The sequence below is a fragment of the Gemmatimonadaceae bacterium genome (assembly GCA_040882285.1).
In the GTDB taxonomy this organism is placed as follows: Bacteria; Gemmatimonadota; Gemmatimonadetes; order Gemmatimonadales; family Gemmatimonadaceae; genus JACDCY01.
Map to the genome: position 1 here is coordinate 420,841 of JBBEBQ010000010.1, position 15,267 is coordinate 436,107.

Genomic DNA, 15,267 nt, shown 5'->3' on the forward strand with positions numbered 1-15,267 from the left:
GTGTCACAAGTCACTAGTCACCAAAACGTGCTAATTTCATCGACACATGCAACATTCCTTCGCGCAGCTAACAGACACCTTCCCCAGCCAGCTTCCCGACGTCGAGCCGGTGGGCTTCGCGGAGCGGCTGCGCTACAGTCTGGAGCAGCTGTACCAGTACGTGCCCGCGCTGTTCGGCGCGCTGGTCATTCTCTTCGCGACGTATCTGCTCGCGCGACTGGCGGAGAAGGGACTCGAGCGGCTCCTGCGAAAGATCCACTTCAACCGCCTGCTCGAGCGCGGCGGCGTGATGCAGGCGGTCGAGCGATCGGGGTCGCATCTCAACCCGACGCGGGTCACGGCGCACGTCGTCTTCTGGTTCATCATGTTCCTGGGGATGCTCGTCGCCGCGAACGCGCTCGGCCTCGAGTCGCTGGCGAACGTGTTCTCGCAGCTCGTCAGCTACATCCCGAGCGTGATCGCGGCGATCGCTATCATCATCATCGGCATCGTGCTCGGCAGCTTCGTCGGCGGGCTGATCATGGCGTCGGCGGGCGGACTCCACGGCGGCCCGACGCTCGCGCGCGTCGGGAAGGCGGGAGTGGTGCTGCTCGCGGTGTTCATGGCGCTGCAGGAGCTGGGGATCGCGACCGAAATCGTCACGACCGCGTTCGCGCTGCTGTTCGGCGCGGTGTCGCTGGCGCTTGCACTGTCGTTCGGGCTCGGCAACCGCGAGCTGGCCGGCGAGATCACGCGCGAGTGGTACAACCGGTACCGGGCGGAGCGCGAGGCGATCGACCGGGAGAACGCGGAGCTGGACCGGGAGGAGGAGATGGAGTTTGGGACGTATACGGGTCAGCATTCCGCGCCCCGCTATGGAGATGAGCAGGGGGATGAGACCGGGGGATGATTTGGCGGGGAAAAACGCTGCGTGCTGCGTGCTGCGTGCTGCGTGCTGCGTGCTGCGTGCTGCGTCCTCGCGGGTAACGGTGAGTAGTTGACCTTTCGTCATTCAGCCGCTGGGTACTGAACAGCTTCTCCTTTTCGTCCTTGCGGTCGCATCCGGGGCGACGGCGACGGTAGCGGGGTTCGGAATTGGCAGCGTCCTTACGCCGTTCCTCGCGCTCAGGATTGGGACACCCCTCGCCGTTGCCGCCGTAGCGCTACCACACGCATTGGCCGCGGGATTTCGACTCACATTACTGTGGACTGAAGTTGACTGGGCCGTGCTCAAGCGGTTCGGGATCGCGAGCGCGGTGGGATCGCTCGTTGGCGCGCTGCTGCAGCCGATGTTTGGATTGCGCGGGCTCACGCTCGTGCTCGGCGCGCTGCTCGTGCTCACGGCGATCGTCACGATCACGGGCTGGCTCGAGGCGCGCGCGTTTCCGCGCGAAGTCGCGTACGGGCTCGGCGGAGTCTCCGGCTTGTTCGGCGGGCTCGTGGGCAATCAGGGAGGCGTGCGATCCGGCGCGCTGCTCGCTTTTGATCTCTCGCCGCGCGCGTTCGTCGCGACGGGCACTGCGTCGGCGGTGCTGGTGGATCTCGCGCGGACGCCGGTGTACCTCTGGCGCGCGGGGGGCGAGCTCGGCGAGCTGCTGCCGACGATCGCGGTGATGGCAGTCGGCGTGCTTTTAGGAACGCTCGCGGGGGAGCGGTTTCTCCGTCGGTTGCCGAAGAAGACGTTCAGGAAAGTGGTGGCGATCGCTGTCGGATTGGTGGGGATCTGGTTGATCGTGAGCGAGCTGTAGGACAAGAACAGTTCTTGACGAGTAGGCCGAAGGCTTGCCGAGAACGCCGCTCCAGGTGTGCGACTGGATTTCTTAAGCCTAATCCCTGGAGCCTGCTCCGGGCTCGCTCAACCCAGTACCAAACCGTAGTTTTGGCGCGGCATGCTTCCCCCCCAAACAACCCTGAATCGGCTCGCGTCCGCCCTCGAGGGCCGCTACTCGATCGTCCGCGAGATCGGCACCGGCGGGATGGCGACGGTCTACCTCGCCGAGGACGTCCGGCACAGGCGCAAAGTCGCCATCAAGGTGCTGCACCCCGAGCTGACCGCGGTGCTCGGTCCCGAGCGGTTTCTCAACGAGATCGAGCTCACGGCGAACCTGCAGCACCCGCACATTTTGCCGCTGTTCGATTCGGGCGCCGCGGACAACCTGTTGTTCTACGTCATGCCCTTCGTGGAAGGCGAGACGCTGCGGCAGAAGCTCATGCGCGAGCAGCAGCTCCCGATCGCGGAGGCGGTCAGGATCGCGAGCGACATCGCCGACGCGCTGGAGTACGCGCACAAGCACGGCGTAGTGCATCGCGACATCAAGCCGGAGAACGTGCTGCTGCACGAGGGACGGCCGCTCGTGGCCGACTTCGGGATCGCCCTCGCCGTGCAGCACGCGGGCGGCGAGCGGATGACGCAGACCGGGATGTCGCTGGGAACGCCGCAGTACATGGCGCCGGAGCAGGCGATGGGCGACAAGGCGGTCGATCATCGCGCCGACATCTACGCGCTCGGCGCGGTGACATACGAGATGCTCACCGGCGAGCCGCCGTTCACCGGGCCGAACGCGCAGGCTGTCGTCGCGAAGATCCTCACCACGGATCCGTCGCCGCTCGTAGCCAAGCGCCGCTCGGTGCCGCCGCAGGTGAACGCCGCGGTGCTCACGGCGCTGGAGAAGATGCCGGCCGACAGATTCGCGAGCGCGGCGGAATTCTCCGAGGCGATCGCGGGCCGCGGGCCGACGCTCGCGCACACCAGCGCGACTGTCGCGACGGTCACTTCCGCCGCCGCGCCGCGCTGGCGAGTGGCTGCGCTGGCGGCGTCGGGAATTGCGGTAGCGGCGCTCGCGCTGGCCGCGTGGATGGCGACGAGTGGCCCGGGCGCCGGCGCGGAAACGCCCAACTGGCAGTACGTCGAGATGGGCGACACCGCCGGCGTCAGCATCGCGAACGCCGGCCTGGCGCTCTCTCCCGACGGAGCGACCCTCGTTTTCCGTGACGCCATCGCGGGCGGCCGTCTCTGGATCAAGCATCGCTCGGAGCTCGACGCGCGCGCGATCCCCGGCACCGAGCGCGCGTCGAATCCGACTTTCTCCCCCGACGGCGAGTGGGTCGCCTTCATAGCCGACGGGAGGCTGAAGAAGATCCGCGTTCGGGGAGGCGCGGCGATCACGATCGCCGATTCCGTCGCCGGCCCATACGGCGGAGCGGCCTGGCTCGAGGACGGGTCGCTGGTCTATGTGGCGCCATCTCTCATCGAGCTCCGCCGAATCGGCGAGGCCGGCGGATCGTACTCGGTGGTGCTGCACGACACGCTGACGGGCGGGCGGGGGATGGGCTATCCCACTCCGCTCCCACGCGGACGTGGCGTGCTGGTGCAGATGTGCAGCTCCGGCTGCGTCTCAGTCGGAGTGCACGCGGTGGATTTCAGAGCGGGGACACGGAAGGCGATCATCGAGGATGCAATCCAGGCCTGGTATCTGCCTTCCGGCCACCTGCTGTACGTGCGCGCCGACGGAGCGGCGCTTGTCGCGCCCTTCGATCTTGAAAAGCTCGAGATCACCGGAGGAGCCGTGCCCGCGCTCGAGAGCGTGTTTCGGGGAGGAGGCTTTGCGCAGCTCGCCTGGTCGCGCTCCGGCAGCCTGGTCTACTTGTCGGGAGCGGTCGACTTCCGCGACGCGATCATCGTCCGCGTCAGCGCGGAAGGAAGCGTCAGCCAGGTAGATACGTCCTGGTCGGGCCAGTTCAATTCGCTTGCGATTTCGCCCGACGGCCGACGCCTCGCTGTCGGCGTCGGCGTGGGAAGCAGCGCATTGAATATCTGGGTCAAGCAGCTGGACCGCGGGCCGCTCACGCGCCTGACTTTCGGGGGTCGGGACCGGCGCCCAGCCTGGTCACCGGACGGTCGGCTCGTGGCATTCATCCGCGACACGCTCACGACCGGCATGGTTGTCACCCGGCCCGCGGACGGAAGCGGCTCGGATCGTCTCCTGCTCCGCCTGCCGCAGCAGCTCCAGGAAGTGACGTGGACGCGCGACGGTCAGTGGCTGGTGGTCCGGACCGACAACGCCGGCCAAGGTGCCGGCGACCTGATTGGAGTTCGCACCAGCGGTGATACCACGCCGGTGCTGCTCGCGGGTAGCGGGTTCACCGAGCTGCATCCCGAAGTCTCGCCCGACGGCAAATGGCTAGCGTACACATCCATCGAATCGGGACGGGATGAAGTGTACGTGCGGCCGTTCCCGGTCACCGGCGGCGGCTTGTGGCAGGTGTCCGTCGGCGGCGGGAGCCAGCCGCGCTGGTCCAGGGATGCGAAGCGGATCTTTTACCTCGACGCGGGCAACCGCCTCACAGCCGCGGACGTGCGCGCCGCTCCCGCCTTCGAGGTTGTCGGACGGCGCGCTCTATTCGCTGCGAACGATTTCATTTTCGACGCGTTTCACCAGTCTTACGACGTCGGCCCCGACGGAAGCTTCTTCTTCGTTACCATCCGCCAGCGGACCGGCGCGCGGCGGCAACAACTGGTGCGGGTGGACAACTGGTTCCAGGACCTCCAGGCGCGGCTGAAGCAGTGAGCAATCCTGTGGAGCGCCTGACGACCGCGCTCGCCGGTCGATACGAGATCGAGCGCGAGGTCGGCCAAGGCGGAATGGCGACGGTGTATCTCGCGCAGGACGTGCGGCACCACCGCAAGGTGGCGCTCAAGGTGCTGCGCCCCGAGCTGTCGGCGATACTCGGCGGCGAGCGCTTCCTGCACGAAATCCGCACGACCGCAAATCTGCAACATCCGCACATCCTGCCGCTGCATGACTCCGGGGAAGCCGACGGCTTCGTCTTCTATGTAATGCCGTTCGTTTCCGGCGAGTCGCTCCGGGATCGGCTCTCGCGCGAGACGCAGTTGCCGGTGGATGACGCCGTGTGCATCGCGCGTGAAGTAGCCGACGCGCTCGACTACGCCCACCGCCACGGCGTGATCCACCGCGACATCAAGCCCGAGAACATTTTGCTGCACGACGGCCGCGCGCAGGTCGCGGACTTCGGAATCGCGCTCGCGGTGAGTTCGGCAGGCGGCGGCACGCGCATGACCGAAACAGGCATGTCGCTCGGCACTCCGCACTACATGAGCCCCGAGCAGGCGATGGGCGAGCGGGAGATCTCGGCCAAGAGCGACATCTACGCGCTCGGCTGCGTGCTGTACGAGATGCTCGTCGGCGAGCCGCCGTTCACCGGGCCGAGCGCGCAGGCGATCATCGCGCGCGTGGTAACTGAGGAGCCGCGCTCGCTGACGTTGCAGCGCAGATCCATCCCGCCGCATCTTGAGGCCGTTGTCCGCCGCGCGTTGGAGAAACTTCCCGCTGATCGTTTCCAGAGCGCAGCGCAGTTCGGGGCGGCGCTCGCGAACCCCGAGCTCGTCCCGGTGCCCCCGCGGCGCGAGAGCGCTCTCACGGGCCACGCTCGACTGCCGGCCGGTGGGTGGCGCTCGCACCGCTTCGCCGTTCCCGCATTAGCCGCGCTGCTCGCTCTCGCAATCGCGGGAGGCGCGTGGGGATGGATGCGGCCAATGCCGGTGCCGGTCAATCCGGTGGCCACGTTTGCGCTGCCGCTTCCGGATGACGCTCCGTTCGTCGAGACGGGTGGACGCGCGATAGCGTTTTCGCCCGACGGCGACCGGATCGTGTACACCGGCAGAACGAAGCAGGGGGAGCAACACCTTTTCCTGCGGAGCCTCCGGCAACTTCAGCCTGCTGCAATTCCTGGAACCCGGGACGCGAGGGACCCGTTCTTCTCTCCGGATGGAGCGTGGATCGGCTTCGTTACCGCGGACGACAAGATCCAGAAGGTCGCGCTCGCAGGCGGGCCGCCGCTGACGATCGCAAGCGCGGACAGCGGGTATCTCGGAGCAAGCTGGGGCGCGGGCGATATCGTGGTCGTGGCTACCCTATTCGGACTGCGACAGGTGCCGGCGGCCGGCGGGCGATTGACGTTGCTGACCAGGACCGATTCGCTGCAGCTTGCGGCGCATCGGTTTCCTGAATTTCTCCCGGATGGAAAAACCGTCCTCTTCCAGCTTCGGGACTCCGCCGGCATAGATCGACTCGCTGCGGCAAGTTTGGGGGATGGGACCGTAAAGCAGCTCAATGAAGTCGGCTCCGATCCTCGTTACGTGAACTCGGGGCACGTCCTGCTCAGCAGCCTCATGGGAACTGTTGTAGCCGTCCCGTTCGATGCATCCCGCGTAGAGGTCACGGGCGCCGCTATCCCGGTCGCGGAGGGTGTCGTTGTCGGCTCCGGAGGTGCCGCGAAAATGGGCGTTTCGCGACGGGGATCGATTGCATATAGCCCGGGTGCTTCCGGCGCCCGCTCGCTGGTGCTGGTAGACCGAAGTGGGGCCGTGCAGCAGATATCAACTGAAAATCGGAGTTACGAGTCTCCCCGTTTTTCACCGGATGGGAAGAGCGTTGCGGTTGCCGTAGACGAAGGTTCGAGCTCGAGCATCTGGGTGTTCGAGCTCGCGCAAAAGACACTCACCCGGCTCACCTTCTCCGGGAATTCCAGCCGGGCCTTCTGGACGCCGGACGGCGCCCGGGTTACGTACACGGCATTCGACGGACCCCCGGCCATCTGGTCGGTTCGCGCGGATGGGAGCGCTCAGCCGGAGCGGGTGATCGCCAGCGGAAGTGGCAGGATCGGCGATGATTGGAGCCGCGATGGTCGAACTCTCGTGTTCCATCAGGGCGGAGCCGCCCGAAACGACATTATGCTGTTGTCCACGGACAGCGGCGCTGCGCCGCGACCATATCTCGACAGCGCGGCGGACGAGTTCGCACCGGCCGTGTCTCCCGATGGTGCGTGGGTGGCTTATACGTCCAGCGAATCGGGTCGAACCGAGATTTACGTGCGCTCGTTTCCTGTTCCGGGTGGCAAGGTGCAAGTCTCGCTCGCTGGTGGATCCCAGCCCCGATGGTCGCGCGACGGGCGCGAGCTTTTCTTCCTGAACGGCGAGCAAATGATGGCGGCCACAGTGCAGCTTCGGCCGACGTTCACCGTGACGGGGCGAACGGAGCTGTTTCGCGGGGCGTTTCGGAGCAACCTGTACTTTGCCCAGTACGATGTCTCACCCGATGGCCGGCATTTTCTGACAATGAAGAGCGAGCAGGAATCGCAGGGGTTGATCGTCATGCTGAACTGGTTCGACCAGCTCCGCGGCAACCGTGCCGACGCGCGAACGCAAGCGGCGGCGGGTCAATAGCATGACTGGTTCCAGCAACGTTCTAGACAAGCTCTCCACCGCGCTCGCGGATCGGTACGAGATCGAGCGCGAGATCGGACAGGGCGGAATGGCCACCGTGTATCTCGCGCAGGACATTCGCCACCGCCGCAAGGTCGCGATCAAGGTGCTGCACCCCGAGCTCACCGCCGTGCTCGGCCCCGAGAGATTTCTCAACGAGATCGAGCTCACCGCGAACCTGCAGCATCCGCATATCCTGCCGCTGTTCGATTCGGGTGCGGCCGACACGCTGCTGTTCTATGTGATGCCGTACGTGCAGGGCGAGACGCTCCGCACGCGTCTTGCGCGCGAGCAACAGCTCCCGATCGCCGAGGCGGTGCGCATCGCCAGCGACGTGGCCGACGCGCTCGAGTACGCGCACAAGCACGGCGTAGTCCACCGCGACGTCAAGCCCGAGAACATCCTCCTGCACGACGGACGTCCGCTCGTGGCGGACTTCGGCATCGCGCTCGCCGTGCAGCAGGCAGGCGGGTCGCGCATGACGCAGACCGGAATGTCGCTCGGTACCCCGCAGTACATGGCCCCCGAGCAGGCGATGGGCGACAAGTCGGTAGATCACCGCGCGGACATCTACGCGCTGGGCGCGGTGACATACGAGATGCTCACCGGCGAGCCGCCATTCACCGGTCCGAACTCGCAGGCGGTCGTCGCGAAGATCCTCACCACGGATCCTTCGTCACTCGTTTCGAAGCGACGCTCCGTGCCGCCGCATGTCGAATCGGCGGTACTCACGGCACTGGAGAAGATGCCCGCGGACAGATTCGCGAGCGCGGCGGAGTTCGCCGACGCGATTGCCGGACGCGGTCCGGTCCTGGAGACGCGCGCCACGGCGAGCGCGCGCGCAGTGGCGGCGAGGCCGGGCGCCCGTCAGCGCGCCCTGCACGCGCTGCCGTGGGCGGTCGCTGCCATGGCGATTGCGGTCGGTGCGTGGGGTTGGTTGCGGGATGAGCCCTCGGTCCAGGCGCCGGTTGCGCGCTTTTCCATAACCTTTGCCGAAACCGCGCGCTTCACCGACCTCCCGGGCAGCGGTATCGCGGTATCGCCGGACGGTGCTCGCTTCGTCTATACGGGTGTGAATGCCGCGGGTGTGGGCCAGCTGTTCATGCGTGCGCTCGGGCAGCTCGAGCCGGTGCCGATCGAGGGGACTCGTGGAGCCACAGCGCCCTTCTTCTCGCCGGACGGAGCGTGGATCGGATTCGTAGCCACGGGGCGGCTACAGAAAATAGCTCTCTCGGGCGGCCCGCCGCTCACCATCTCCGCCCTGGACAGCGGCTTTTTCGGTGCCACCTGGGGCGACAACGACGTCGTGGTTTTCGCCATGGAGGACGGGTTGCGACAGGTGCCTGCGGCCGGCGGCAAGCCGGCGCTGCTGCTGCAGCTGGACACGACCGATGGTGTGACGGGTTACCGTTTTCCTCATTTCATGCCGGGCGGAGATGCCGTGCTGTTCCAGCTGTCGGCGGGGCTTAATACTTTCTCGCCCGCTGCAGTGACGCTGGGCGACCGTCGCGTGAAAAAATTTCAGGTCGCGGGGGGCAACCCCAGCTACGTCTCGACCGGACACATCGTACTCTCCAACTCCGACGGCACGATAACCGCCGCGCCGTTCGATCCGCGATCACTGGAGTTCCGGGGGAACGCCGTACCGATAGCGGAGCAAGTCGCCGTCGGCCTCGGAGGCCCCGCCGAGTTCGGCATTTCCCTGCGGGGGACTTTCGTGTACGCGAGCGGGACCGCCACCGCGAGGTCCGTGGTGGCGGTGGAGCGCGGCGGCAGCGTGAGTGAGCTCACGACGGAGATGCGGACATACAGCGCGCCACGGCTATCGCCGGACGGGACGCGGATCGCCGTGGAGATCGCCGAGAGCGGGGCGAGTTCCATCTGGGTCTACGAAGTCGCGCAGAAGACGCTGACGAAGCTGACGGTCACAGGCACGGCGTCGCGCCCCGTGTGGACGCCCGATGGATCGCGACTTACCTATACGATGGACGTCAACGGAACGCCGGATATCGGCTGGATCAGGGCCGACGGCAGCGCGCTGGCGGAGCCACTGCTCGCGATGCCGGGTCGCCAGTTGGCGGACGAGTGGTCCCCCGACGGCAGGTGGCTCGTGTACCACCAGAACAACGCCTCGGTGAGCCGCAACGACATCATCCTGATGTCGGCAGACAGTGGTCGCGCGGTGCGGACTTACCTGCAGACTCCGAACGACGAGTTCGCGCCGGCCGTTTCACCCGACGGGCGCTGGCTGGCGTACACATCGGATGAGTCCGGCCGCTATGAGATTTACGTACGATCCTTTCCCGAGCCGGGCGGGAAAGTGCAGATCTCACTCGACGGCGGGGGAGAGGCCCGTTGGTCCCGCAACGGTAGTGAGCTTTTTTATCGGAACGGCGAAAGGATGATGGCCGCCCGCGTCGTCACCGCGCCCGGGTTCTCGGTTCAGAGTCGCACCGAGCTGTTTCGCGGGATCTTCACAAGTTATCCCTTCCACGCGCAGTACGACGTGACGAGGGACGGCCGCTTCATCACGACGCAAGGTCCGGCGTCGTCGGGCGCGGTAGTGGTGGTCCTCAACTGGTTCGACCAGCTGCGCGGCGAGGGCCGCGCGCGGCAGCAGAGCGGCGGGCAGTAAATGTGACGGACACCACCAGCGCCCTCGACAAGCTCAACGCTGCTCTCGCGGACAAGTACCTGGTCGAGCGCGAGATAGGTCAGGGCGGAATGGCGACGGTGTATCTCGCCGAGGACGTGAGGCACCATCGCAAGGTCGCGATCAAGCTGCTGCATCCGGAGCTGAGCGCGGTGCTCGGTCCGGAGCGGTTCCTCAAGGAGATCGAACTCACCGCCAACCTGCAGCACCCGCACATACTTCCGCTGTTCGATTCGGGGAACGCGGACGGGCACCTCTACTACGTGATGCCGTTCGTCGAGGGCGAGACGCTGCGCCGCAAGCTCGAACGCGAGCGGCAGCTGCCCGTGCCCGACGCAGTGCGAATCGCTGCCGATGTCGCGGACGCGCTCGACTACGCGCACAAGCGAAACGTGATCCACCGCGACATCAAGCCGGAGAACATCCTGCTGCACGACGGCCGCCCGATGGTGGCCGACTTCGGCATCGCGCTGGCCGTGCAGCACGCGGGCGGCACGCGCATGACGCAGACCGGCATGTCGCTCGGCACCCCGCAGTACATGAGCCCCGAGCAGGCGATGGGCGAGCGCGATGTGGATCACCGCGCGGACATCTACGCTCTCGCCGCAGTGACGTACGAGATGCTTACCGGCGAGGCGCCGTTCAGCGGACCGACCGCGCAGGCCATCGTCGCGAAGGTCATGACCAATGATCCCGTCCCGCTGCGGGAGCTCCGCAAGACGATTCCGCCGCACGTGGAGGCAGCCGTTCTCACGGGCTTGCAGAAGCTGCCGGCCGACCGCTTCGTGACTGCCGGCGATCTTCGCGCGGCGCTGACGGATCCGCGCAGTGACGCGGGCGTCCGCGCCGCGGCGCCGATTCAACCAGCGGCAGGCGCTCTGGCGCGGCGAAAGTGGCTTCTGCCAGCGGCCGCGCTCGCGCTGGTCGCGCTCGGAGCGGCGGCGGCGTGGATCGCGAAGCCGGTGCCGACATCGGGTCGACTGCCCGTGCAATTCGCTCTCTACGTCGATTCGGCGCACCAGGCGGGCACCGCCTGCTGCGGCTACCAGGTGGCGATCTCTCCGGATGAAAAGGAGCTCGTTTACGTCGGCGCGCACAATGGCCTTCGCCAGCTTTATGCGCGGCAGCTGAACGAGCTCGTCGCGCATGCCGTCCCCGGAACGGAAGGCGCCCTCGAGGTATTCTTCTCTCCGGACGGCAACTGGCTCGGATTCAGGACGAGACGCGGGGGAGGCGGAGGACGAGCGGGAGCCGTCGGTGACTACGAGCTGAGAAAGGTGCCGGCGCGCGGTGGAGCCCCACTCACGATCGCGACCGTACAGGGCTTTCCGTACGGCGCGACCTGGCTGTCCGATGGAACCATCGTTTTTGCGGGCGAGGGAAAGTTGTACGCCGTCTCGGCGGACGGCGGCACTCCGACGAGGATCGGCGTGCCTGATTCGAGCTACCGGTACCCATCGAGCGTGGCCGGCACCAGCGCCGTGTTGTACGCGCGCTTCCGCCCGGACGGCGGTCCGCGAGTCGGGGTGGTGGATATCCGCAGCGGCGCCGAGCATTACATCACCGACGGCGCCCGGCCGGTGTATAGCGCCGCTGGATACGTGACCGTCGCACGCGGAGGATCGCTCGTCGCGCAACGCTACGAGCCGCGACGGGGCGCCACGAGCGGGTCACCCCGCACCCTGACCGATAACCTCAGCCGGCCGATCGATTACGACATATCCGCACGCGGACTGTTGATTTATCAGTCCGGCACGGCGGGCGGAGCCGTGGATTTCGTGGAAAACGGGGTGGCGCGGGAGATCAACATCCCGGTGAACGCGAATCATTATGACAGCCCGCGGATCTCTCCCGACGGCCGGCGCCTGGCGGTCGCGATGGGTGGGATTGCGGGCGGGCACCAGATTGTGGTCCACGATCTCGAGCGCAAAACGACCTTGCGGCTCACGTTCTCCGGAAACAGCGAGTATCTCGCCTGGACACCTGACGGGCGCAGCCTGGTGTACGCCGGCGATTCGCTGGTGAGGATCCAGCCCGCCGACCGCAGCGCACCCGAGCGAGTCCTCCTCTCGGTCAGTCCCCGGCTCATCAATCAGGTTTCCGTCGGCGGCAAGTGGCTTGCCTACGCGGTGCAGGACCCAGCCGATGCTAACACTTCGGACATTTTCATAGCTTCGCTCGATTCGACACGGGGACAACCGTACCAAGCCACTCCTTTCAGCGAGACGGCCCCTGCGCTCTCGCCTGACGGCAAGTGGCTGGCGTACGTGTCGGACGAAAGCGGCCGCGCGGAGGTGTACGCGAGCGCGGTGCCGGTCGCGGGCGCGCGCGAGGTCATCTCGAACAATGGCGGGCAGGAGCCGGTGTGGAGCCGTGACGGGCGAACGCTGTTTTATCGCACGCTCGAAGGGGCTGTCATCGCCGTCGCGATCACCGGCCAGGCTGCTCCCACAGTCGCCGGCCGTCGTGAGATCTTCCGGTCGTCACACGAGCTCTCCGAAGACGGCTCAGACTACGACGTCCTTCCTGACGGGAAGGGGCTGGTGATGGTGCGGTCTGCCCGCGCCGGCGCCCCGATCGTGGTTTTCACCGACGCGTTCAGCGACATCTTCCGGGCGGCTAGGTGACCGAGTCAAGCCGCCTGAGCGCGACGCTCGCCGACCGCTATACCATCGAGCGCGAGATCGGCCAGGGCGGAATGGCGACCGTGTATCTCGCCGAAGACGTGAAGCACCACCGCAAAGTCGCGATCAAGGTGCTGCACCCCGAGCTGAGCGCGCTGCTCGGCCCCGAGCGGTTCCTCAAGGAGATCGAGCTCACCGCGAACCTGCAGCACCCGCACATCCTGCCGCTGTTCGACTCGGGGAACGCCGGCGGGCACCTGTATTACGTGATGCCGTTCGTCGAGGGAGAGACGCTGCGCCGCAAGCTCGAGCGCGAGCAGCAGCTGCCGATCGCCGAGGCGGTGCGAATCGCGAGCGACGTCGCCGACGCGCTCGAGTACGCGCACAAGCGCGGCGTGGTGCACCGCGACATCAAGCCGGAGAACATCCTGCTGCACGACGGACGTCCGCTCGTCGCGGACTTCGGCATCGCGCTGGCCGTGCAGCAGGCGGGTGGCGCCCGCATGACGCAAACGGGAATGTCGCTTGGCACGCCGCAATACATGGCCCCAGAACAGGCGATGGGCGACAAGTCCGTGGATCATCGCGCGGATATCTATGCGCTCGGCGCGGTCACTTACGAGATGCTGACGGGCGAGCCGCCGTTCATCGGACCGAACGCGCAGGCGGTAGTAGCGAAGGTACTCACGACGGATCCGATCTCGCTCGCGGTCAAGCGGCGGTCGGTGCCGCCGCACGTGGAAGCGGCTGTGCTTACCGCGCTGGAGAAGATGCCGGCGGACCGGTTCGCGAGCGCGGCGCAGTTCGCGGACGCGATTGCCGGACGCGGTCCGGTCCCGGAGACGCGCGCTACGGCGAGCGCGCGCGCAGTGGCGGCGAGGCCGGGCGCCCGGCAGCGCGCCCTGCACGCGCTGCCGTGGGCGGTCGCTGCCATGGCGATTGCGGTCGGTGCGTGGGGTTGGCTGCGACCTCCGGAGCGGTCGGTCCGTCGTGACCGCATCATGCTGTGGAAGACGGTGACTCCGGTATCCGTCGTGGGGCGCTTCCTCGCGGTGTCCCCGGACGGCGAAACGCTCGCGTTCGTGGATACCATAGGAAAGCAGCAGCTCTGGCTGAAGGAGCCCGACAAGCTCGACGCCGTTCCGATCGTCGGAACGGATGAAGCCGCCGGCCCGGCGTTTTCGCCGGACGGTGAATGGATCGCGTTCGGTGCCGAAGGGAAGTTGAAGAAAGTGCCGGCGTTCGGTGGGTCCGCGATAACCCTGTCCGATTCCGCAGCGATCCAGCCGGCCGTGGCATGGCTGGACGACGGAACGATTCTCTTCACCACAGCATCTTTCAATCTGCTCGCCGTGCCCGCCGCGGGCGGACCAAGCAGACGGGTAGTATCGGCGGACTCCATGGGCCGGGGCGTCGTAAACGTCACGGGACTTCCAGGCAGCGCCGGCGCCATAATCACTACCTGCCGGCCCGGCTGCGACGACGCCGACGTGCGGGCGCTCGATCTCGAGACCGGCGAGTCCAATGTGCTGGCCGCGGAGTCGCTGCAGGGATGGTTTCTCGATGGAAACATCGTGTTCGTGCGACGGGATGGCGGGGCGTTCGCCGCGCCTTTCAACATCCGCAAGCGCGTTCTTACCGGGCCGGCCGTGCCCGTGCTCAGCGGTGTTCGGACCGGTGTCGTGGTCGCGGACATGACGGTCGCGCGGAATGGAACGCTCGTGTACATCCCCGGCGCCTCGCAGGCGGGGTCGTTAGTGGAGCCGGTGTGGGTGACCAGGTCGGGATTGACATCGCCGGTGGACTCGGCGTGGTCGTTCGTGACGTCGGCGAACTGGGGGATGGCGTTGTCGCACGACGGTCGAAGGCTCGCGGTCGGAGCGCGGGTTTCCGGAAGCGACGACATCTGGGTGAAGGAGTTCGACGGGGGCGCGCTTCGGAGGCTTACCTTCGAAGGAAGCAACACGCGCGCGGCCGCCTGGTCGCCGGACGGAGCATCGGTGATCTACACGTCGGTGCAGGGCGGGAACTCGGACTTCCGGATTCGGCGCGCGGACGGTACCGGCGGCGAGGAGATTCTGGTTGATCTGCAGCGGGGCCTTTTCGAGATCGCGCTGACCAGGGATCCGGCGCAGATGATCGTGCGGGTCGGCGCGCCGCCGAGCCGGGATATGCTGCTGTTGTTCCGCCGCGACAGTGGTGCCGTCCCGCTCATCGCCTCGGAGCGGTTTCAGGAAGTCGGACCGGCACTCTCGCGGGACGGGCGCTGGCTGGCATACGCATCGGACGAGACCGGCAGATACGAGGTGTACGTGCGGCCCTTTCCCAACGTCAACGAGGGAAAGTGGCAGGTATCGCGCAATGGCGGGTTCGAGCCCTTCTGGGCGCGCAACGGAAGGGAGCTGTTCTATCGGGAGGCTGCCGGGAACATCATATCGGTCTCTCTAGTGTCCGATTCTACGTTCCGCACCGGCGACCAGCGCATTCTTTTCTCGACCCGCGGCCTCAATCTTCTCCCTCAGGGTCGATCGTACGACGTCATGCCGGACGATCAGCGCTTCATTTTCACCCGCCCAGTGGGTGCCGAGGTGAGCAATGCCCCGGTGCCGGTTGTGGTCGTCCAGAACTGGGGCGCCGAGATCAGAAACCTGGCGCGCGGACAGCGCTAACCGTTCGCCACACCGGGTAATTATCTGACCAGCATCGACAAGCTCTCCACCGCGCTCGCC

The 15,267-nt window shown here is 66.7% G+C and carries 7 protein-coding genes; all 7 read left to right on the forward strand.

The window, feature by feature from the left end:
* Positions 1-46 precede the first annotated feature (46 nt).
* The 7 genes from WEA80_07500 to WEA80_07530 all read left to right on the forward strand — a co-directional run bounded on the left by WEA80_07500 (position 47) and on the right by WEA80_07530 (position 15,207).
* Positions 47-889: a mechanosensitive ion channel gene (locus WEA80_07500; protein MEX1186419.1), complete on the forward strand. Its 843-nt coding sequence runs from the start codon at positions 47-49 to the stop codon at positions 887-889.
* 109 nt (positions 890-998) lie between these two features.
* Positions 999-1,727, forward strand: a complete 729-nt coding sequence (locus WEA80_07505; protein MEX1186420.1) for a sulfite exporter TauE/SafE family protein — start codon at positions 999-1,001, stop codon at positions 1,725-1,727.
* 141 nt (positions 1,728-1,868) lie between these two features.
* Complete coding sequence (locus WEA80_07510; GenBank protein ID MEX1186421.1) at positions 1,869-4,547, forward strand: protein kinase; 2,679 nt, start codon at positions 1,869-1,871, stop codon at positions 4,545-4,547.
* Positions 4,544-7,222: a protein kinase gene (locus WEA80_07515; GenBank protein MEX1186422.1), complete on the forward strand. Its 2,679-nt coding sequence runs from the start codon at positions 4,544-4,546 to the stop codon at positions 7,220-7,222. Before WEA80_07510 ends, WEA80_07515 begins: the two co-directional genes overlap by 4 nt.
* Position 7,223: 1 nt before the next feature.
* Positions 7,224-9,896 (forward strand): protein kinase, encoded by a 2,673-nt coding sequence (locus WEA80_07520; protein ID MEX1186423.1) that lies wholly within the window; start codon positions 7,224-7,226, stop codon positions 9,894-9,896.
* A gap of 2 nt (positions 9,897-9,898) precedes the next feature.
* Complete coding sequence (locus WEA80_07525; GenBank protein MEX1186424.1) at positions 9,899-12,541, forward strand: protein kinase; 2,643 nt, start codon at positions 9,899-9,901, stop codon at positions 12,539-12,541.
* Positions 12,538-15,207 (forward strand): protein kinase, encoded by a 2,670-nt coding sequence (locus WEA80_07530; GenBank protein MEX1186425.1) that lies wholly within the window; start codon positions 12,538-12,540, stop codon positions 15,205-15,207. The genes WEA80_07525 and WEA80_07530 overlap by 4 nt, the downstream gene beginning before the upstream one ends.
* Positions 15,208-15,267: the final 60 nt, after the last annotated feature.